Origin of the sequence: Microbacterium sp. NPDC087868 (assembly GCF_044900755.1) — a bacterium.
In the GTDB taxonomy this organism is placed as follows: domain Bacteria; phylum Actinomycetota; class Actinomycetes; order Actinomycetales; family Microbacteriaceae; genus Microbacterium; species Microbacterium galbinum.
The window spans coordinates 496,517-515,442 of record NZ_JBJDNO010000001.1 but is presented as its reverse complement, the minus strand read 5'-3'; the positions used below and the strand labels follow the sequence as shown (position 1 = coordinate 515,442).

Here is an 18,926-nt window from a genome sequence, read left to right as displayed (position 1 = left end):
GTGGGAGTCTATGGACATCCTGCACATCGACTCGTCGACGGACCCTCGACTCGACGAGTACCGGTCGCTCACCGACACGGCCCTGCGGAGCATTCGGGAACCGGCCGGCGGGCTGTACATCGCCGAGTCGTCGAAGGTGATCGAGCGCGCGATCCGTGCGGGGCATTCGCCGAGGTCGGTGCTGGTGCAGGAGCGGCGGCTCGACGGCATCCGTAGCATCGTCGCCGGGTTCGACGTTCCCGTGTACGTGGTGCCCGACGACGTCGCCGAGGCGGTCACCGGCTTCGCTGTCCATCGCGGGGCGATCGCGTCGATGCACCGCCCGCCCCTGCCGTCGGTCGCCGAGACCTTGAGCGGGCAGAAGAGCGCTCGGTCGCGAATCGCGATCCTCGAGGGGCTCGCCGACCACACGAACATCGGCGCGCTTTTCCGGTCGGCCGCGGCGCTCGGCGTCGACGCGATCCTCATCTCGCCGGACTGCTCGGACCCGCTGTACCGCCGCGCGGTGCGCGTCTCGATGGGCACCGTGTTCCAGGTGCCCTGGACGCGGATCCCGGAGTGGCCCGCGGGTATCCATGAACTGCAGGATGCCGGCTACGTCGTCGCAGGAATGACGCTGGGCGAGGGAGCGATCACTCTCGACGACCTCGTCGCCGAGGATCATGACAGGCTCGCGCTGGTGTTCGGCACCGAGGGCCATGGCATCACGCCCGCCACCGACGCGATCCTCGACCGCCGGGTGACGATCCCGATGATGGGGGGCGTGGATTCCCTCAACGTGGCGGCCGCATCGGCGGTCGCTTTCTACGCGACCCGTTAGCCGAGGCCCGAAGCGCTGTCGAGGGCGCCCACCGCAGCCGCGAGCGCGGTGAGCCGAGCCTCCCGATCCCCGGTGAGCTCGATGACCGTCGCGCGATCTCCGCGCAGGTCGCGATCGTCGTAGATCTCGAGGAGGGCGGCATCCATCGCGGAGCGCAGTGCGGGATCCTCCTCGTCGTGCACCCAGATGCGGTCGTGCGCGTTCAACGGCAGGAGTGCCACCAGGTCGACGTTCTGCATCGCGTCGGAGATCATCGCCTCGGCGCGCTCGAGGGCCTCCGACGGCACGCTTCCTCGGCCCAGATCCTCCCACGCCCGAAGATAGGCGAGGAAATCGAGCGGACCGCGTTCGGCGATCACGCGTTCGTGCGGGTCGAGCGAGACGAGCCGTCGGGCGCTGATCGTCAACTGGGCGAGGAACGACGCCGGCCCGGGGTCGTCCTGCCCCTCGCCGAGCACCTCGAACGGGTCGGGGAGATGATCGACGCCCGGATGGAGGCCGAGGAAGTCCGCGATCAGAGTGCTCTTGCCGCTCGCATGCGTGCCGGAGACGACGATGCGCACGGGGATCAGTGGCTATCGGGGAAGAGGATCGGCGACGGCTCCGGGCGCTTCGCAGCAATGTGGTCGCCCGAGGACTGGTGCCGCAGGCGGCGCAGGACCCAGGGCACCAGGTGTTCGCGCGCCCAGCCGAGGTCTTCGCCCCGGGCCTCGCGCCACGTGCGGATCGGCAGCGGTTCCGGCTGCAGCGACTCGAGATCGTTCGGCACGTTCAGCGCGCGCAGCACCATGCGCGCGACCTCGTGGTGACCGAGGGAGTTGTAGTGCAGGCGGTCGTCGTCGAAGAACCGCATGTCCTGCACGACCTTCAGAGCCCACTGATCGGCCACGATGCAGTCGTGCCGCTCGGCGATCGCGCGGACGTTCTCGTTGTAGATCGCGACCTTGCCTCGGAACCCGCGGAACACCGGCGTGAACGCGGTGTCCACGCCCGTGAAGAGGAGCACCGCCGCGCCGGTGGAGGCGAGCCGGGTGACGGCATCCTCCAGCTGTGCCGCGATCGCATCGGGATCGGTTCCGGGGCGGATGACGTCGTTGCCGCCCGCGCAGATCGACACCAGATCGGGGTGCAGCGCGACGGCCGGCTCGATCTGGTCGTGCACGATCTGGGAGATGAGCTTGCCGCGGACCGCGAGGTTCGCGTAGGCGAAGTCGTCGACCTGCGCGGCGAGCACCTCGGCGACACGGTCGGCCCAGCCGCGATGGCCCCCGGGGTTCGTGGGATCGGGGTCGCCGATGCCCTCGGTGAAGGAATCCCCGATGGCCACGAAACGACGCCACGGGTGCACCGACTCGTTGGGGACGTAGGGGGTCCGGGTCGAATCCTGGTCTGTCATCCAGCTCTCCTTCGCGAACGCGCGCGGCTCGACGATCGCGGCTGCGCAGTGACCGAGCCTACTCCGCCGGGCGCGTCGGGGAGGGGCGCGCGCCGATGTCCGACGGAGCGATTATCGTTGAGCCGATGCTCTCTCCGTCCTTCCCACAGCGCGCCCCCTGGGGAACCGCGAACAAGCTGCGCGCCTGGCAGCAGGAGGCGCTCGAACAGTACTTCGCCGCCGACCAGAGGGACTTCCTCGTGGCCGCGACACCGGGCGCCGGAAAGACCACCTTCGCCCTCACCCTCGCGGTCGAACTCATGCGCACGGGCGAGGTCAATCGCATCATCGTCGTCGCCCCCACCGAGCACCTCAAGACGCAGTGGGCCGATGCCGCGGCGCGGGTGCACATCCGCCTCGATCCGCGCTTCCGCAACAGCGACTGGGCGCCGGCACGGCACTATCACGGAGCGGTCGTGACCTACGCGCAGGTCGCGGCGAAGTCGTCCGTGCACCGGCATCTGACCGAAGACGCCAAGACGCTGGTGATCCTCGATGAGGTGCACCACGGCGGCGACGCGCTCAGCTGGGGCGATGCGATCCGCGACGCCTACGGCCCCGCGAAGCGGCGGCTGCTGCTCTCCGGCACGCCGTTCCGCAGCGACACCGCACCGATCCCGTTCGTGGAGTACCACCCCGACGAATCCGGTGCGCGCATCTCTCGCACCGACTACAACTACGGCTACGGCCGCGCCCTCGCCGACGGTGTCGTGCGTCCCGTGCTCTTCCACATGTACGCGGGCAAGATGCGCTGGCGCACGACGTCGGGCGACGAGCTCGAGACGCACCTCGGGCAGGACAACACCAAGGACGTCACCTCGCAGGCCTGGCGCACCGCGCTCGATCCCGAGGGCGAGTGGATGCCGGCGGTGCTCTCCGCCGCCGATCGCCGCCTCACCGAGATCCGTCACCACGTGCCGGATGCGGGTGGTCTGGTGCTCGCGACCGATCAGACGGTCGCCCGTGCCTACGCCAAGATCCTGCACAGCATCACCGGCCAGCAGGCGACGATCGTGCTCTCCGACGACGCCACCGCCTCGGAGCGCATCGAGAAGTTCAGCGCGGGCGACCAGCGCTGGATGGTGGCCGTCCGGATGGTGTCGGAGGGCGTCGACGTGCCGCGCCTCGCGGTCGGCGTGTATGCGACCTCGTCGTCGACGCCGCTGTTCTTCGCGCAGGCGATCGGTCGATTCGTGCGCGCGCGTCGTCGGGGCGAGGCGGCCAGCGTCTTCCTCCCGCAGGTGCCCGTGCTCATGGGCCTCGCGAACGAGATGGACAAGCAGCGCGACCACGCGCTCGACCGGCAGTCGAAGGATGATGACGGCCTCGAGGACTCCCTGCTCGAGAGCGCCAACCGCGAGGAGGAGACCTCCGACGCGCTCACTCAGGAGTTCAGCTATCAGGCGCTGTCGTCCGTCGCGCACTTCGACCGTGTCGTGTTCGAAGGCCAGGAGTTCGGGCAGTTGGCCGAGCCCGGCACCCCCGAAGAAGAGGAGTTCATCGGGTTCCCCGGCCTCCTCGAGCCCGAGCACGTGCACGAGCTGCTCATGCAGCGGCAGTCCCGGCAATCGCGGCTGCGCGAGGCTCGTGAAGCCTCGGCCGGCCCGACCGAGACGACGACCCTCCCGCCGCCTCTGCACCGCACCCTCAAGGAGCAGCGTCAGCTCCTCAACAGCCTGGTCGGTCTCTACGCGCGGCAGAAGGGCGAACCGCACGGCGCGGTGCATGCCGAGCTGCGTCGGATCTGTGGGGGGCCGGCGGTCGCGCAGGCCACCGTCACCCAGTTGCAGTCCCGGATCGAGATCCTCCGCAAGCGCGTACGCTCCTGAGTGCTTCGGATCCCCGAAATGCTGGCAATCCCGGCGTCGGCTGCGTTCGCACGCCTTCCCGCGGATAGCGTTGAACGGTTGTCCACGCACCCGAGGAGTCAGACATGACCGCTCCGCTCGCCGCCGAACCCACGGCCGCCGACCGTCGCCGCTGGGCGCGCTACCTCGTGGAGGAGCGCGCCGAGGGAACGGTGTATCAGCGTCTCGCGGCGCGCCGGACGGGGGAGGAGCGCGACATCCTGCTGCGCCTCGCCGATGCCGAACGGCGCCACGAGCAGCACTGGCTCGACCTCCTCGGCGGGGAACCGGCTCGCCTGCCCCGCGCCGGAGTCCGCTCGCGGCTGCTGGGATGGATGGCCGGGCGCTTCGGCTCGATCTTCGTGCTCGCACTCGCGCAGAGCGCCGAGGCGCGGTCGCCCTATGACGCCGAGCAGTATGCGACTCCGGCCATGCGTGCCGACGAGAAGGTGCACTCCGAGGTGGTGCGCGGTCTCGCCGCCCGTGGTCGCCGCCGTCTGTCGGGGTCGTTCCGAGCCGCGGTGTTCGGCGCCAACGACGGGCTCGTCAGCAATCTCGCGCTGGTGCTGGGCATCGGGGCGACCGGAGTCGGTTCCGGGTTCGTGCTCTTCAGCGGGATCGCCGGTCTCCTCGCGGGCGCGCTGTCGATGGGGGCGGGGGAGTTCGTCTCCGTGCGGTCCCAGCGCGAGCTCCTCGCGGCGACCGAGGCGAACGAGGATGCCGCGGCATCCGCTCACGATCTCGACATCGACGAGAACGAACTCGCCCTGGTGTATCGCGCCCGTGGGGCGGACCCGGAGGAGGCCCTCGCGAAGGCGCGCCGCATCGTGACGGCGGCCCAGGCGGGGGTGCGGCGCACGGCGACCGGGCCCATTCGCACCCACGGCGACGTGCACGAGGTCGTCGGCAGCGACTGGACCGCCGCGATCTCGAGCTTCCTGCTGTTCGCCTCCGGAGCGATCATTCCGGTGCTCCCGTGGATCTTCGGTCTGCAGGGTGCCGCCGCCGTCATCGTCGCGCTCGTGCTGGTGGGCGTCGCGCTGCTGAGCACGGGTGCCATGGTCGGCATCCTCTCGGGAGGACCGCCGCTGCGCCGGGCCCTGCGCCAACTGGCGATCGGGTTCGGCGCCGCGGCGATCACGTATCTGCTCGGTCTGCTGTTCGGCGTGGGCGCGGTCTAGGACGCGTCGCCATCGCTCTGGGCGCCACGGGTCGGAGCGTCGCCGCCGGGCATCCCGCCGCCCTGACCGCCGCCGGGCTGGCCGCCCATCCCACTCGTGCCGCCCTCTCCGGCCGTCACGGTGGTCGTGGATCCATCGACGACCACGTCGTAGCCGTCGCCGCTCACGATCCCGGCACCCGAGTACACGACCGTGGCGAAGGCCTTCGAGGCGGTGTACTCGGCGACCACCGTGCCGTCCGAAACGATCTGCACGGTGGATCCCACCGCACCCGATACCGAGGCGAACACCCATCCCTGAGCGGATTCGGTCGTCGGTGCCATCGCCATGCCCGCGCTGCCGGCAGCGAGAAGCGTGCCCCCGGAGACGTCGAAGGTGCCGTTCACATCGATCGCTCCATTCCCGTTCCCGGTCGGGCCCCACACCGTGAGAGTGCCCCCGGTCATGGTCGCCGAGCCGTTCGAGTCGAACCCGTCGCCCTCGGCATCGACCGTGACGTCGCCACCGTTGATGGTGATCACCTCGCCGCTGTCCTGCATGCTCTCACCGCTCCCCGATGAGGCGTTGAGCCCGTCGTCGGAGGCGGTGACGAACACGGTGCCCGCGTCGATCGTGATCTGCGCGCTCTCCAGTCCCTCGTACGAGCGGGTGATCTCGGTCTCGCCGCCGTCGATGAACAGAGCGGTGTCGGCGTGGATGCCGTCATCGCCCGTGGCGAGAGTCAGCGTTCCCGCATTGATGTGCTCCGCACCGTTCGAGTGCACGGCATCGTCCGCGGCATCCGCGTCGACCGTCCCTCCTTCGACCACGACGTAGACGCCGCCCTTGAGCGCCTTCGAGGAGACGTCCTCGCTCGGGGAGTCGGCGGAACCGCCGCCGCTCGCGACGGAGATGTCTCCACCGGTGACCACGAGGTCGGTGGCCGCCGAGAGCCCGTCGCCGGCGCTCGTCACCGAGATCTCGCCTCCGGACACCCAGAGGTAGCCGCGCGTCGCGTCGTCGGTCTGATCGCTCGTGAGTCCGTCACCGCCGGCCGTTACGGTGATGTCGCCGCCCTCGATCGTCAGCGAGTCCTTGCCGCGCAAGCCGTCGTCGGCGGCGGTGACGGTGAGAGTGCCGCTGAGTACCTTGAGGTCGTCCTTGCTGGTGATGCCGTCGTTGCCGTTCCCCTGGACCGTGAGCGATCCGCCGCCGCTGATCGTCAGATCGGCATCGCTGTAGAGAGCGGCGTTCGCCTCGGCATCGTCGGCGTACGACGAGGCGTCCGACACGCTGTTGGCGCTGCCGTCCGCCAGCACGATCGCGACGTCGTCGGCGCTGAGGATCGAGAGAGCGGATCCGGCGGTGTTCGTGATCGACGCGTCGTCGAGGGTGATCGCCACGACCGCGTCCTCCGGGGCATCGACCACGACCGCCCCGTCGAGTGAGCCGGTGAGCGTGTACGTGCCCCCGGCGGTGATCGTGACGGTCGACCCCTCGACGGTCACGCCGTCGCCGTCGATCGTCGCGGTGTCCCCGTCCAGCGTGACGGTCGCCGACGATCCCTCCGCCTCTGCGGCGTCGACCGTCGTCGCATCCTCGTCGTCGGCGAGCACCTGTTCGGCGGTCAGCGTCGCATCCACGTCCTGAACGGTCGCCGCGGCCTCGGTGGTCCTCGACTCGGCCGAGGTCGCGGTCGTCGCGGTGCAGCCTGCGAGCACGACGCCGGCGAGGGCGAAGGGAGCGGCGGCGAGCAGGATTCGGTTCTTCGTGTTCATGATGGTCACTCTCTTTCGCGGGTCAGGCGGCGGTCGCCGTGGGCAGGACGCTGCGCCGGAGTACGCGCGTCCACTTGTTCGAGGGCAGGTCGGGGCGCATCGCGGCGAGGCCGGTGCCGTATTTGCTGATGCTCGAGGGGCGGATGCCGTGGCGCCACAGCAGCCGATCGAGATCGCCGGTGCGCAGCCCGGATTTCGTCTCGATGATGACGAGGCCAGGGGTGCGCATACGGGTTCCGTCGGCGAGCTCCCACGCGAGTGCGGCATCGACCGTGGCGCGGCCGCCGCCGTCGGGCGCCAGGAGCGTCGTCCGCCGATAGCGCGTCGCGAGGGTCGCCTGCAGTTCGAGCTCGGAGGCGTCGGCGAGCCCGAGAGGGCGGAGACCCTCGGAGGCGTACTCGAGCCCGTCGGGGCTGAGCGCATCGCGCGCGTCGAAGTCGTACTCGATGCGTTCCTTGACCGTCGTGCTGCGGGCCCCGCGGGTCTTCAGCTCGAGGAAGGCGGCGGCGGTGTCGACGTAACTGCGCGTGCGCAGTTTGAAGCGACGGCGGCGACCCAGCGCGGCCAGGCGGTAGCTGAGCAGGTCGGGCGTGTCGAAGTAGTGCGACTCGTAGGCGAATGCCGTTCGGCCGTCGATCGTCAGCACCCTGGTGTCGCGCGGCAGCGCGGCCAGCACCGTCTCGGCCTCCACCGACGAGAGCACGTACTTGCGATCCACACGGGTGAGGAGGGCGGCCTCGGCCACGAGTTCGTCCAGTCCGATGGGGGCGAGCGTCGGGGGAGTCATCGGCGGGCTCCGCTCAGCGCGGCGCCGACCTCGACGGACGCGGATGCGCGGTAGCGCACATCGACGAGCGTCGTGTCGTTGACCAGATCGATCTGCAGCACCGTGAGCTGCGTCACGGGACCGTCGAGCACGCGCTCCAGGTGCGATGCGAGCGCGTGCTCGTCGGTGTACGCGCGGTCGACGGAGATCGTGAGGTGCCGCGAGCGCGCGAGGGCCCGCGGGTGGTCGGCGATGTACAGCGCGACGATGATGAGCGTCATCAGGCCGAGGGCCGTCGGGGACACATCCGTGGAGAGTCCCGCGATCAGTCCGAGGGCGAGCGAGGCGAAGTAGTAGGCGACCTCGCGCTGCGAGATCTCCGAGGAGCGCAGGCGGATGATCGACAGCACGCCGAACAGCCCCAGTCCGAGGCCCAGCGCTACCGTCGCTCCCGAGAGCACGACGGCGACGGCGAGCACACCGACGTTGACGCCGACGAACGCGACGAGGAGGTCGCGGCGACGGTGTCGGGTGAAGTAGATGCCGAGGGCGAGGATCGCGATGGCGACGAGGTCGGCGGCGATCATGACGATGCTGGCCATGGGGACTCCTGAGTCTGTGAGGAACGTGTCCGACCATTCAGGCGTTCGCGTCTATGTGCTCTCTATGTCTCGTCTATGCGCGGATGACGAATGTGCGCGCTCATCGAGGACCCATAGCGGAACGACCGGCTTCGCCGAGATTCCGGAAAGGATGCCGATAGGCGCGAGCCGTACTCCTGGAGCATGGACACCGCACACGACACCCCTTCCCGCCCACGTCGACGCCGAGGCCGACGCCCGGTCATCGCCTCCGCCGTCGTCGCCGCACTCGCCCTCGGCGGCGGGGGAATCTGGGCCGCGGATCGCTACCTCATCGAACACGTCGCGATCAGTGACGTCTCGTCCTTCGAGGCGGCGCAGAGCACGACGGATGACGCGGTCACGACGACGACCAACGGTGAGACGACCGACACCTCGTACACCTCCGATCAGGCCGACATCACGCTGTCGACCGTCACCACCGGATCCGGCACCGACACGGTCACGTACTACGTGGCCGATGTCACGCTGACGGATGCGACGGCGCTGCGCTCCGCTTTCGCCGGCGATGCGTACGGGACGAACATCACCGAGACGACGAGCTCCATCGCAGCGGACCACGACGCGATCTTCGCGATCAACGGCGACTACTACGGGTTCCGCGACACCGGCATCGTCATCCGCAACGGGGTCGTCTACCGCGACGACGGAGCGCGCGACGGGCTGGCCTTCTACCAGGACGGGCACGTCGAGGTGTACGACGAGACCGCGACCACCGCGGATGAGCTCATCGCCGACGGCGTCTGGAACACCCTGTCCTTCGGGCCGGCGATCGTCGAGGACGGATCGGTACTCGCCGGCATCGAGGACGTCGAGGTCGACACGAACTTCGGCAATCACTCGATCCAGGGCGAGCAGCCGCGCACCGCCGTCGGCGTGATCGACGACAACCACCTCGTCTTCGTCGTCGTCGATGGGCGCGATGAGGGCTACAGTCGCGGGGTCACCATGACGGAGCTCGCCGACATCATGGTGTCGCTCGGCGCAACGACGGCTTACAACCTCGATGGCGGAGGGTCGTCCACCCTGTACTTCGACGGCGAGGTCGTCAACCAGCCGTCCAACGGCGGCGAGCGCGGAACGAGCGACATCCTCTACATCGCGGGGAGCGGCTCGTGATCGTCCTGATCCCGGCGTACGAGCCGGATGAGCGGATGGTCGAACTGGTCGAGGTACTGCATACCGCAGGGCATCGGATGATCGTCGTCGACGACGGCAGCGGGGAGGCCTACGCCGAGCTGTTCCGTCGCGTCGAGGATCGCGGGGTCGAGGTGCTGCACGAGCCCGAGAACGTCGGGAAAGCGACCGCGCTGCGGAACGGACTCGCGCATATCGCGCGTCGCTGGCCGGGAGAGGACGTCGTCACGGCCGACAGCGATGGGCAGCATCGCCCGGACGACATCGCTGCGGTCGGCGCGGCGACCGCGCAGGGGGACGCTCTCGTCCTGGGTGGACGCCGATTCACCGGCGATGTACCCGTGCGCAGTCGCCTCGGCAACGCCGTCTCCCGCACGCTCTTCCGCACGGTCGGGGGAGTGGGTGTGCACGACACGCAGACGGGTCTGCGCGGCATCCCCGCCGTTCGCATCCCCGAGGTACTGGCGGTGACGGGAGAGCGGTTCGCCTGGGAGATGAACGTGCTCCTCGACTTCGCGCGGCGTCGCGTGCCGATCCGCGAGATCGAGATCGCGACCGTCTATCTCGACGGCAATGCCTCATCGCACTTCCGTCCTATCCGGGATTCGCTGGCGGTCCTGCGTCCGCTCCTGCGATACGTCCTCGTCTCGTTCGGGTCGTTCGTCCTCGACGTGGCCGCGCTGCACCTGCTGTATGCCGCCTCCGGGATGTTGCTGCCGTCCATGGTCGGCGCACGCGTGCTGAGCGCCACGGTGAACTTCGCACTCAACCGCGCCGTGGTGTTCCGCGCGGCCGAGGGAGGGTCTCTCCGACGACAGCTCGTGCGCTACGCGGGACTCGCCGCGGTGCTGCTCGCGGTCGGGTACGTCGGTGTCGCACTCCTCGTCAACGCCGGAGTTCCCGTGATCGCGGCGAAGATCGAGGTCGACGCTGTCGTGTACATCGCCGGATATGCGGCGCAGCGCGCTTTCGTGTTCGCCCACGGACGGCGCGAGGTGGCAAGCAAAAAGCCCCGGCGGATCCAGGGGATCCACCGGGGCCATCTGTGCGCGGAGGGGGACTTGAACCCCCACGCCCTTACGGGCACTACGACCTCAACGTAGCGCGTCTACCATTCCGCCACCCGCGCAGGTTTTGGATGATCGTTGCCGACCGAAGAATGACATTACCACCTTCTGGGGTCGGCCTCGAATCGGGCGTGACGCCCGGGCGTGGCACGCGCTTTCGATAGCCTGGTTCGCATGACCGAACCCTCCCTTCCCGAGGTCGCGCGCATCGCGAGCGAGCTGATCCGCTTCGACACCTCGAACTTCGGCGGCGGCAACGCGAAGGGGGAGCGTGAGGCTGCGGAGTACGTGGGTGCGTATCTGGCAGAGCTCGGGCTCGAGGTCGAGTACCACGAGCCCGTCCCGCGTCGCACGAACGTGATGGCACGGGTGCCGGGTCGCGACCGCTCGCTGCCGGCGCTCGTCGTGCACGGGCACCTCGACGTGGTCCCCGCCATGGCGGAGGACTGGACGGTCGATCCCTTCGCCGGGATCGTGCAGGACGGGATGCTGTGGGGGCGCGGCGCCGTCGACATGAAGAACATGAACGCGATGATCCTCACGGCCGTCGCCGACATCCTCCGCGCGGGCGAGATGCCGGCGCGCGACCTCGTCCTCGCGTTCTTCGCCGACGAGGAGAACGGTGGCGTCGAGGGATCGGCGCTCGTCGTGCGCGACCGCCCCGAATGGTTCGCCGGTGCGGCGACCGCGATCAGCGAGGTCGGCGGATACTCGATCACGGTCGACGACCGTCGGGCCTACCTGTTGCAGGTGGGCGAAAAGGCGCTGATCTGGATCCGGCTGGTCGCGAAGGGACGGGCGGGCCACGGCAGTCGTCTGCACGACGACAACGCGATCACGGCGCTGGCCGAGGCCGTCGCGGCGATCGGTCGCACGCGCTGGCCGATCCGGCTCACGCCGACCACCACCGCGCTCCTCGAGGGACTGAGCGCACTCACCGGGCGCAGCGCCGACGATCCGGACGCCCTGGCCTCGGCCGCCGGTCCCGCCGAGGCGTTCCTGCGATCGTCGTTCCGGACGACGACGAATCCCACCGGCCTCACCGCCGGGTACAAGCACAACGTCATCCCGGAGCGCGCCGAAGCGCTCATCGACGTGCGGGTGATCCCCGGCACCGAGGACGAGGTGCTGGCCGAGCTCCAGCAGATCGTCGGCGACGACATCGTGATCGAGACCGTGGTCCGTGACATCGGTATGGAGACCCCGTTCGAGGGCGAGCTCGTCGAGGCCATGGTCGCGAGCATCGGTCGGCACGACCCCGGTGTGCCCGTCATCCCGTATCTGCTGGGGGCCGGAACCGACAACAAGGCGCTGTCGACCCTCGGGATCACCGGATACGGGTTCGCGCCGCTCCGGCTGCCCGCCGATCTCGATTTCACAGGCATGTTCCACGGAGTCGACGAGCGTGTGCCCGTAGACTCGCTTGTCTTCGGTCAGCGGGTGCTGGCCGATCTGCTGCGCACGTACTGAGCGCTCCCGCCGGCTCCGTGCCGCCGTCGACCCTGAAGGCCTCCATGCATCTCTTCGAAGCGCTCATCCTCGGTATCGTCCAGGGGCTGACCGAGTTCCTGCCGATCTCCTCCAGCGCCCACCTGCGCATCGTCGGCTCGTTCCTGCCCTCGGGCGAGGACCCGGGTGCGGCGTTCACGGCGATCACCCAGATCGGCACCGAGGCGGCCGTGGTGGTGTTCTTCTGGCGCGACATCGTCCGCATCGTCACGCAGTGGTTCCGGTCGCTCGTCGGCAAGGCCCCGCGCACCGATCCCGACGCGCGGATGGGCTGGATGATCATCATCGGCAGCATCCCGATCGTCATCCTGGGCCTGTTCTTCCAGGATCAGATCGAGAGCGTGTTCCGCTCGCTCTGGGTGGTCGCGATCATGCTGATCGTGTTCGGCATCCTGCTCGGCATCGCCGATCATGTCGGAGCGAAGAAGCGCACGCTCAACCAGCTCACCTACCCGCACGGCGTCGCCTACGGATTCGCACAGGCCCTCGCCCTCGTCCCGGGCGTCTCGCGCTCGGGCGGCACGATCACGATGGGGCTCTTCCTCGGCTACGAGCGCGCCGCGGCGGCCCGCTACGCGTTCCTCCTGGCGATCCCCGCCGTCTTCGGCAGCGGCTTCTACCAGCTGGCGAAGAGCTGGAACGAACCGGCGTTCTTCTCGCTCGGCGACACGCTGGCGGCCACCGGTATCGCCTTCGTCGTCGCCCTCGGGGTCATCGCGTTCTTCATGAGCTGGATCTCGAAGCGCAGCTTCCTGCCGTTCGTGATCTACCGCATCCTGCTGGGCACGGTGATCCTGGTCCTGCTCGCCACCGGAGCGATCGCCGCCTGAGCGCAGACGCGCTCAGCGCTTGTGGTCGCCCGGACCGTCACCGCGTCGACGCGCTCAGCGCTTGTGGTCGCCCGGACCGTCACCGCGTCGACGCAGGTACTTCTCGAACTCCTGGGCGATCGCGTCGCCCGACGCCTCCGGCGAGTCCCATGTGTCGCGGGTGCGCTCGAGCTGGCGGATGTACTCGGTCATCTCCTCGTCGTCCGCCGCGGCCGCATCGATGGATGCCTCCCACGCGGCGGCTTCCGTGCGCAGCGCGTCGCGGGGCACCGACACCCCGGTGAGCTCTTCGAGGCGATCGAGCAGGGCGAGGGTGACCTTCGGCGAGGGAGTCGCGTTCGCGACGTAGTGCGGCACGCTGGCCCACAGCGTCGCCGTCGGGATGCCCGCCGACTCGGCGTAGTGCTCGATGACGCTCAGGATGCCGACGGGGCCCTCGTAGAGGGACTTCTCGAGTCCGAGTTCCTCGCGCGCCTGCTCGTTCTGGCTGGCCGCGAAGATCGAGATCGGCCGGGAGTGCGGCACATCGGCGAGCATCGCGCCGAGCATGATGAAGCCGCTCACGTCGTCGCGCAGCGCGACGTCGATGAACTCGGCGGCGAACGACTGCCACGTGCGAGCCGGTTCCACTCCGGTGAGCAGCCAGAACTCGGGCCCCTCACTCGCGTCGCGCGGACGCCACAGCGTCGCTTCCGGCCACTTCAGGCGCCGACGGCCCTCGGTGTCGAGCTGGGTCGACGGACGCGTGTACTGGTAGTCGAAGTAGAGCTCGGGGTCGACGGTGTGCACGAGGTCGTACTCGCTCGTGGCGCGCAGGGCCGCGAGGGCACCGCTGGCCGCTTCACCCGCGTCGTTCCAGCCGTCGAAGGCGACGATCACGATGCGCGAACCGAGAACATCCATCGTGATCCCCTTTCGATCGAGTGACGGTGTCGTCTCCCCAGGCTAGTCGCGCTCGGAGGAAGACGGGTCCTGCGCCGGATAACATGGCTCGGTGAGCACACAGCCCCGCGCGGTCCTCTGGGACATGGATGGAACAGTCGTCGATACCGAGCCGTACTGGATGGCGGCCGAGACCCGGCTCGTCGAGTCCTTCGGCGGGACCTGGACGCACGAGGACGCGCTGCAGCTGGTCGGCAGCGGACTGATCGACAGCGCGATCATCCTGCAGAACGCGGGCGTGCGCATGGAGGCCGAGGCGATCGTCGCCCATCTGACCGATGAGGTGCAGAACCTCCTGCGCACCGAGGGAGTGCCCTTCCGCCCCGGCGCACGCGAGCTCCTGCTCGACCTGAAGCAGGCCGGGATCACGACCGCGCTCGTGACGATGTCGCTGCGACGGATGGCGCTGAGCGTCGTCGATCTCATCGATTTCCCGGCCTTCGATCTGGTCGTCGCCGGCGACGACGTCGACAACCCGAAGCCGCACCCGGAGCCGTACCTGCAGGCCGCCGCCCTGCTCGACATCGATATCACCGAAGCCATCGTGATCGAGGACTCGCCGACCGGTGTCCGTGCCGGGATCGCCTCCGGCGCCGTGACCCTCGGAGTCCCGCACATCGTGCCGCTCGACGACCTCGGTGCGCACGAGCTCTGGCCGACGCTCGACGGCCGCACCGCACACGACCTGGTCGACCTCCTCGACCGCCACTCCGCCACGACGGGAGCCACCCGATGACCGCCTCCGGCACGCACCGTCCGAGCGGCCCGTTCCGCGAGGGCGACCGCGTCCAGCTCACGGGTCCCAAGGGCCGACTGCACACCGTCACCCTCCGGGAGGACGGCGAGCTGCACACCCACCACGGGGTGCTGCGCCACCGCGATCTCATCGGCCTGCCCGACGGATCGGTGGCCGCGAACAGCTCGGGCCACGAGTATCTCGCGCTGCGCCCGCTGCTGAAGGACTTCGCGATGTCGATGCCCCGTGGCGCGGCGATCGTCTATCCGAAGGATGCCGCGCAGATCGTCATGCAGGCCGATGTCTTCCCCGGAGCGACGGTGGTCGAGGCCGGAGTGGGGTCGGGCGCCCTGTCGCTGTCGCTGCTTCGTGCGGTGGGGCCGGCGGGCAGGCTCGTATCGTTCGAGCGGCGAGAGGACTTCGCCGAGGTCGCCCGCGGCAACGTCGCGACGTTCTTCGGCGAGCAGCCGGACACCTGGAGCGTCGTCGTCGGCGATCTCGTCGAGCAGCTGCCCTCCGAGCTTCCCGCCGGATCCGTCGATCGCGTCGTGCTCGACATGCTGGCCCCGTGGGAGTGCATCGACGTCGTCGCCGACGCGCTCACACCCGGGGGAGTGGTGCTCTGCTACATCGCGACCGCCACGCAGCTCTCGCGCGTCGCGGAGTACATCCGCAACACCGGACTGTTCACGGATCCGGACGCCTCCGAGACGATGGTGCGCGGCTGGCACGTCGAGGGCCTCGCGGTGCGTCCCGATCACCGGATGGTCGCGCACACCGGCTTCCTGCTGACCGCGCGTCGTCTGGCTCCGGGCACTGTCGCACCCTCCGTGAAGCGACGCGCCTCGAAGTCCAGCTACGGCGACGACGACGTGGAGCAGTGGACCCCCGGTGCCGTCGGCGATCGAGAGATCACCGACAAGAACCTGCGCAAGCGGGCGCGTGAGGCTGCGCGCGCCGCCGAGGGCGCGCGCATCGCGACGGCATCGCGCGAATCGGAGCACCCGACCGAATAGACTGGAGGGCGTGCGTAAAACGTCCGCCGTTCTGGCCACTCTCAGCCTCGCCGTCCTCGCTCTGACGGGGTGCACTGCTGCTCCGACCTTCGATGGCGCCGCGTGCGACCGCTCCGGCGGCTCGAGCGGTCTTGCCGACGCAGTGACCGTCGAGGGCGATCTCGGCGCCAAGCCGGATGTGAGCATCTACACGCCGCTGCACGTCGAGAAGTCGGCGACGACGGACGTCGTCGTCGGCGATGGTCGTGCTGTTCAGAACGGTCAGCAGCCCTTCGTCTACGAGCTCACCCTCTTCAGCGGCGAGACGGGCGAAGAGGTCGCCGGCACTCCGTACGACCCCGCTCAGGGGCCGCTGACGAACCTCGACATCCAGGGTGCGCGTTTCCCGGCTCTCGCAGACGCACTGAAGTGCGTCACCCAGGGGTCTCGCACGGTGGTCGCTCTGACCGCGGATGATGCCGGAGCGGAGGCACTGCAGAGCTTCGGTCTCGATGCCGACGACACGATGGTGTTCGTCGTCGACACCATCGACGTGCTCCTGCCGAAGGCCGAAGGCTCCCTGCAGTTCAACGATGCTCGCGGCATGCCGACCGTCGTCCGTGCTCCGGACGGCACTCCGGGCGTGATCATCCCCAACTCCGACGCACCGTCCTCTCTGGTCACGCAGACGCTCATCCTCGGTGAGGGCGACGACGTCGAAGCCGATCAGGTGCCGATCGTCCAGTACACCGCGCTCGGCTGGGACGACAAGACCGTGATGACGCAGACGTGGGGCAAGGCGGTCTCCACCGACCTGCAGCAGGTGGCACCGGCCGTGGCCCAGGAGCTGGTCGGCAAGCCCGTCGGCTCCCAGGTGCTCGTCGTGACTCCGGCTTCCGACTCGGCCCCCGCCGTCGTCTACGTCGTCGACATCCTGGGCGCAATCACGGTACCGACTCCGTGATGGCCGCCCGTATTCCCGCCGAGGAGCGCCTGACGAATCTCGTCGTGGCTCTCATGGCGACGGAGATCGGGCTCACGAAGCAGCAGATCCTCGACAACGTCTCCGGGTACCGCCAACGCGCGGATGCCGGGACGCGGTCGGATGCCCTCGAGAAGATGTTCGAGCGCGACAAGGACGAACTCCGCTCGCTCGGTGTGCCCGTCGAGACGATCGGCGACGCCGCAGACCCGAACGATCTGCGTGAGGCGCGCTACCGGATTCCGCAGGCGGAGTACGACCTGCCGAGCGACATCGACTTCACGCCCGCCGAACTCGCCGTGCTGCGTCTCGCGGGCAGCGTGTGGAGCGCGGAATCCGCATCGGGCGACGCGCAGTCCGGTGTCCGGAAGATCCGCGCCCTCGGGATCGACGGTGACGAACCGATCATCGGGTTCGCGCCGCGAATCACGGCGCGGGATGCCGCGTTCGGTCCGCTCCAGGAGGCGATCGAGAAGAGCCGGGCCGTCGCTTTCGACTACCTGAAGCCGGGGGAGGATGCTCCTCGTCGTCGCCGGGTCCAGCCGCTCGCGCTGGTGGACTACGAGGCGCGCTGGCACGTGTTCGGCATCGACATCGACGCCGCCGGCGACCGTACGTTCCTGCTCAGCCGCATCGTCGGGGATGTGACGGTGACGGCGACGACCTTCGACCCCGTCCTGCGAGACGGAGCGGGTGACCGCGCGCTCGCGGGACTCGAGGAGGTGGCGTCCCAGAACTCCGCTCTGCTCGAGATCACTCCGGGTACCGAGGCGTCTCTGCGGCTCGGGCGGAGGGCGGTGCCGGCGGTCCAGGGCATCCGCGTCCCCTTCGTCGATGTCCACATTCTCGCCGACGAGCTCGCCTCGTACGGCCCCGAGGTGCGTGTGGTCGAGCCCGATGAGCTCCGCGACGCGGTGGTGTCGCGTCTCCGCGCGGTCGCCGAGGCCCACGCCGAACGGGAGGTCCGCCGATGAGTGCGAAGAAGCCGTTGCTCGCCGGTGATCGGGTGCGTCTGTACCTGACCCTCGTGCCGTACCTTCTCGAACACGGACAGGTCTCCCTGGCCGAGGCATCAGCGGAGTTCGGCGTGACCCCGCGCGAGATGCGGGCGATGGTCGAGAAGCTGACCGTCATCGGCCTTCCCGGCGAAGCCGGTTTCTGGCAGCAGCCGCAGGAGATGTTCGACATCAACTGGGATCTGCTCGACCAGGAAGACGTCATCGAGATCACGAACGACGTCGCGCTGCGCCGGGTGCCGCGGTTCACGGCGCGCGAAGCCGCAGCACTGCTCGCCGGGCTGCAGATGGTCGCTGCGGTGCCCGCGGTCTCGGACTCGGGGCTCGTCGCCGGTCTCATCTCGAAGCTCTCCCGAGGAGCGGCCGATGCTCCCGCCGAGGTGGTCATCGCGCCCACGGCGGTCGACGAGGTGCGCGAGGCGGTGTCCCGTGGGGTGCAGGAGGGGCGCGCGATCTCGTTCACCTATCAGGCGCCCGACGCGCAGCCGACCACGCGCACGGTCGATCCGGTGCAGATCCTGATCACCAACGGCCAGTGGTATCTGCAGGGATGGTGTCATCTGCGTCAGGCGATGCGCACCTTCCACCTCGACCGGGTGAGCCGCCCGCAGCTGACCGACATCCCGATCACGCACGCGGGCGAGCACGTCCCCGAGGCATTCGCCGAGGTGGCGGACGACCGCGAGGTCACCGTGCGCGTTCCCGAACGACTCGCTCCGCTCCTGGGCGGGCTTCTCTCCGCGGATGAGGTCGAGACCCTCGACGGCGTGGTCACGGCGCACCTGCACCTCGCAGATCCGCGCGGTATCAAGCGCATCGCGGCCCGTTTCGGGGGAGCGCTCGAGGTGCTCGAGCCGGGCATCGCGCGCGCGGCGACCCGGGAATGGGCGTCTGCGGGACTCGCGCTCTACCACCGCCCATCCACAGCACAGCCGGGTAGACTGGCCGAATCGCCCACCGACGACGGGAACTAGAGATGTTTGCTGGACTGCAGGGGTGGCACCTCCTGATCGTGCTCGCCGTGATCCTCCTCCTTTTCGGCGCGGCAAAGCTGCCCGCCCTCGCGAAGAGCGTCGGCCAGTCGGCCCGCGTCTTCAAGGGAGAGATGAAGGCGATGAAGGAAGAAGACGGTCCGGCGGCCGCGGAGAACGCGGCAGTGGACCCGACCACGGTGAAGAACTCGGGCTCAGAACCTGAGACTCCGCCGCGCGCCTGACCGCTCGTGGCAGTGATGGACCCGGCCGCGAAGGCGAAGCCGGACCGCG

Annotated in this window: 18 protein-coding genes, 1 tRNA gene and 1 pseudogene; 13 read left to right on the top strand and 7 right to left on the bottom strand. The window is 69.2% G+C overall.

Features of this window, described 5'->3' with window-relative positions; all coding sequences use genetic code 11:
- Positions 1-10 precede the first annotated feature (10 nt).
- Positions 11-820: a TrmH family RNA methyltransferase gene (locus ACI2JZ_RS02580; RefSeq protein WP_404596422.1), complete on the top strand. Its 810-nt coding sequence runs from the start codon at positions 11-13 to the stop codon at positions 818-820.
- Here ACI2JZ_RS02580 and ACI2JZ_RS02575 read toward each other — a convergent pair.
- Both ACI2JZ_RS02575 and ACI2JZ_RS02570 read right to left on the bottom strand, forming a co-directional pair.
- Entirely contained in the window at positions 817-1,383 is a 567-nt protein-coding gene (locus tag ACI2JZ_RS02575; RefSeq protein ID WP_404596421.1) for a hypothetical protein, read from the bottom strand. The two genes, ACI2JZ_RS02580 and ACI2JZ_RS02575, sit on opposite strands and share 4 nt — an antisense overlap.
- 5 nt (positions 1,384-1,388) lie before the next feature.
- On the bottom strand, positions 1,389-2,216 hold the full coding sequence (locus tag ACI2JZ_RS02570) for an SGNH/GDSL hydrolase family protein (RefSeq protein WP_404596420.1): 828 nt from the start codon (positions 2,214-2,216) through the stop codon (positions 1,389-1,391).
- Positions 2,217-2,341: 125 nt separating this feature from the next.
- On the opposite strand from ACI2JZ_RS02570, the gene ACI2JZ_RS02565 reads away from it, so the two are divergent.
- Both ACI2JZ_RS02565 and ACI2JZ_RS02560 read left to right on the top strand, forming a co-directional pair.
- The gene (locus ACI2JZ_RS02565; protein WP_247622511.1) at positions 2,342-4,084 is read left to right on the top strand and encodes a DEAD/DEAH box helicase; all 1,743 of its coding nucleotides are present in this window, start codon (positions 2,342-2,344) and stop codon (positions 4,082-4,084) included.
- 104 nt (positions 4,085-4,188) lie between these two features.
- Positions 4,189-5,283, top strand: coding sequence for a VIT1/CCC1 family protein (locus tag ACI2JZ_RS02560; protein ID WP_404596419.1), 1,095 nt, complete (start codon positions 4,189-4,191; stop codon positions 5,281-5,283).
- Here the strand turns inward: ACI2JZ_RS02560 and ACI2JZ_RS02555 are convergent.
- The 3 genes from ACI2JZ_RS02555 to ACI2JZ_RS02545 are packed head-to-tail and all read right to left on the bottom strand — an operon-like array spanning position 5,280 to position 8,408.
- Positions 5,280-7,040 carry a carbohydrate-binding domain-containing protein gene (locus ACI2JZ_RS02555; protein WP_404596418.1) on the bottom strand — a complete coding sequence of 587 codons (1,761 nt, stop codon included), beginning with the start codon at positions 7,038-7,040 and terminating at the stop codon, positions 5,280-5,282. The two genes, ACI2JZ_RS02560 and ACI2JZ_RS02555, sit on opposite strands and share 4 nt — an antisense overlap.
- Positions 7,041-7,062: 22 nt before the next feature.
- Positions 7,063-7,827 (bottom strand): polyphosphate polymerase domain-containing protein, encoded by a 765-nt coding sequence (locus tag ACI2JZ_RS02550; protein ID WP_404596417.1) that lies wholly within the window; start codon positions 7,825-7,827, stop codon positions 7,063-7,065.
- The gene (locus tag ACI2JZ_RS02545; RefSeq protein ID WP_404596416.1) at positions 7,824-8,408 is read right to left on the bottom strand and encodes a DUF4956 domain-containing protein; all 585 of its coding nucleotides are present in this window, start codon (positions 8,406-8,408) and stop codon (positions 7,824-7,826) included. Before ACI2JZ_RS02545 ends, ACI2JZ_RS02550 begins: the two co-directional genes overlap by 4 nt.
- Positions 8,409-8,591: 183 nt before the next feature.
- Between ACI2JZ_RS02545 and ACI2JZ_RS02540 the strand changes: the two genes are divergently transcribed.
- Both ACI2JZ_RS02540 and ACI2JZ_RS02535 read left to right on the top strand, forming a co-directional pair.
- On the top strand, positions 8,592-9,566 hold the full coding sequence (locus tag ACI2JZ_RS02540; RefSeq protein ID WP_404596415.1) for a phosphodiester glycosidase family protein: 975 nt from the start codon (positions 8,592-8,594) through the stop codon (positions 9,564-9,566).
- 35 nt (positions 9,567-9,601) lie between these two features.
- Positions 9,602-10,501 (top strand): annotated as a pseudogene (locus tag ACI2JZ_RS02535) (glycosyltransferase); the annotation flags it as partial.
- A gap of 129 nt (positions 10,502-10,630) precedes the next feature.
- On the opposite strand, the gene ACI2JZ_RS02530 reads toward ACI2JZ_RS02535, so the two are convergent.
- A tRNA-Leu gene (locus ACI2JZ_RS02530) sits at positions 10,631-10,713 on the bottom strand.
- A gap of 112 nt (positions 10,714-10,825) precedes the next feature.
- Here ACI2JZ_RS02530 and ACI2JZ_RS02525 point away from each other — a divergent pair.
- Positions 10,826-12,121 carry a M20/M25/M40 family metallo-hydrolase gene (locus ACI2JZ_RS02525; protein ID WP_404596414.1) on the top strand — a complete coding sequence of 432 codons (1,296 nt, stop codon included), beginning with the start codon at positions 10,826-10,828 and terminating at the stop codon, positions 12,119-12,121.
- Between the two features lie 44 nt (positions 12,122-12,165).
- Positions 12,166-12,990, top strand: a complete 825-nt coding sequence (locus ACI2JZ_RS02520; RefSeq protein ID WP_336640379.1) for an undecaprenyl-diphosphate phosphatase — start codon at positions 12,166-12,168, stop codon at positions 12,988-12,990.
- Between the two features lie 54 nt (positions 12,991-13,044).
- Here the strand turns inward: ACI2JZ_RS02520 and ACI2JZ_RS02515 are convergent, their stop codons facing one another.
- Positions 13,045-13,893: a PAC2 family protein gene (locus ACI2JZ_RS02515; protein WP_336640378.1), complete on the bottom strand. Its 849-nt coding sequence runs from the start codon at positions 13,891-13,893 to the stop codon at positions 13,045-13,047.
- Between the two features lie 91 nt (positions 13,894-13,984).
- On the opposite strand from ACI2JZ_RS02515, the gene ACI2JZ_RS02510 reads away from it, so the two are divergent.
- From ACI2JZ_RS02510 to tatA, 6 genes are read left to right on the top strand one after another with little or no spacing between them, the layout of a single operon-like run.
- On the top strand, positions 13,985-14,668 hold the full coding sequence (locus tag ACI2JZ_RS02510) for an HAD family phosphatase (protein ID WP_282185351.1): 684 nt from the start codon (positions 13,985-13,987) through the stop codon (positions 14,666-14,668).
- Entirely contained in the window at positions 14,665-15,684 is a 1,020-nt protein-coding gene (locus ACI2JZ_RS02505; protein WP_336640376.1) for a tRNA (adenine-N1)-methyltransferase, read from the top strand. Before ACI2JZ_RS02510 ends, ACI2JZ_RS02505 begins: the two co-directional genes overlap by 4 nt.
- Positions 15,685-15,694: 10 nt before the next feature.
- Positions 15,695-16,627, top strand: a complete 933-nt coding sequence (locus tag ACI2JZ_RS02500) for a hypothetical protein (protein WP_404596412.1) — start codon at positions 15,695-15,697, stop codon at positions 16,625-16,627.
- On the top strand, positions 16,627-17,619 hold the full coding sequence (locus tag ACI2JZ_RS02495; protein ID WP_404596411.1) for a helix-turn-helix transcriptional regulator: 993 nt from the start codon (positions 16,627-16,629) through the stop codon (positions 17,617-17,619). The genes ACI2JZ_RS02500 and ACI2JZ_RS02495 overlap by 1 nt, the downstream gene beginning before the upstream one ends.
- Positions 17,616-18,635, top strand: a complete 1,020-nt coding sequence (locus ACI2JZ_RS02490) for a YafY family protein (RefSeq protein WP_247622497.1) — start codon at positions 17,616-17,618, stop codon at positions 18,633-18,635. Before ACI2JZ_RS02495 ends, ACI2JZ_RS02490 begins: the two co-directional genes overlap by 4 nt.
- Positions 18,636-18,637: 2 nt before the next feature.
- Positions 18,638-18,877: a twin-arginine translocase TatA/TatE family subunit gene (gene tatA, locus ACI2JZ_RS02485; protein ID WP_247622496.1), complete on the top strand. Its 240-nt coding sequence runs from the start codon at positions 18,638-18,640 to the stop codon at positions 18,875-18,877.
- Positions 18,878-18,926 lie beyond the last annotated feature (49 nt).

Bases quoted from the DNA above. Each gene is read 5' to 3' on its own strand.
- ACI2JZ_RS02565 (WP_247622511.1), top strand. From the start codon at position 2,342: ATGCTCTCTCCGTCCTTCCCACAGCGCGCCCCCTGGGGAACCGCGAAC.
- ACI2JZ_RS02560 (WP_404596419.1), top strand. From the start codon at position 4,189: ATGACCGCTCCGCTCGCCGCCGAACCCACGGCCGCCGACCGTCGCCGC.
- ACI2JZ_RS02515 (WP_336640378.1), bottom strand. From the start codon at position 13,893: ATGGATGTTCTCGGTTCGCGCATCGTGATCGTCGCCTTCGACGGCTGG.
- tatA (WP_247622496.1), top strand. From the start codon at position 18,638: ATGTTTGCTGGACTGCAGGGGTGGCACCTCCTGATCGTGCTCGCCGTG.
- ACI2JZ_RS02545 (WP_404596416.1), bottom strand. From the start codon at position 8,408: ATGGCCAGCATCGTCATGATCGCCGCCGACCTCGTCGCCATCGCGATC.
- ACI2JZ_RS02580 (WP_404596422.1), top strand. From the start codon at position 11: ATGGACATCCTGCACATCGACTCGTCGACGGACCCTCGACTCGACGAG.
- ACI2JZ_RS02490 (WP_247622497.1), top strand. From the start codon at position 17,616: ATGAGTGCGAAGAAGCCGTTGCTCGCCGGTGATCGGGTGCGTCTGTAC.
- ACI2JZ_RS02505 (WP_336640376.1), top strand. From the start codon at position 14,665: ATGACCGCCTCCGGCACGCACCGTCCGAGCGGCCCGTTCCGCGAGGGC.
- ACI2JZ_RS02570 (WP_404596420.1), bottom strand. From the start codon at position 2,216: ATGACAGACCAGGATTCGACCCGGACCCCCTACGTCCCCAACGAGTCG.
- ACI2JZ_RS02540 (WP_404596415.1), top strand. From the start codon at position 8,592: ATGGACACCGCACACGACACCCCTTCCCGCCCACGTCGACGCCGAGGC.
- ACI2JZ_RS02550 (WP_404596417.1), bottom strand. From the start codon at position 7,827: ATGACTCCCCCGACGCTCGCCCCCATCGGACTGGACGAACTCGTGGCC.
- ACI2JZ_RS02495 (WP_404596411.1), top strand. From the start codon at position 16,627: ATGGCCGCCCGTATTCCCGCCGAGGAGCGCCTGACGAATCTCGTCGTG.
- ACI2JZ_RS02555 (WP_404596418.1), bottom strand. From the start codon at position 7,040: ATGAACACGAAGAACCGAATCCTGCTCGCCGCCGCTCCCTTCGCCCTC.
- ACI2JZ_RS02525 (WP_404596414.1), top strand. From the start codon at position 10,826: ATGACCGAACCCTCCCTTCCCGAGGTCGCGCGCATCGCGAGCGAGCTG.
- ACI2JZ_RS02520 (WP_336640379.1), top strand. From the start codon at position 12,166: ATGCATCTCTTCGAAGCGCTCATCCTCGGTATCGTCCAGGGGCTGACC.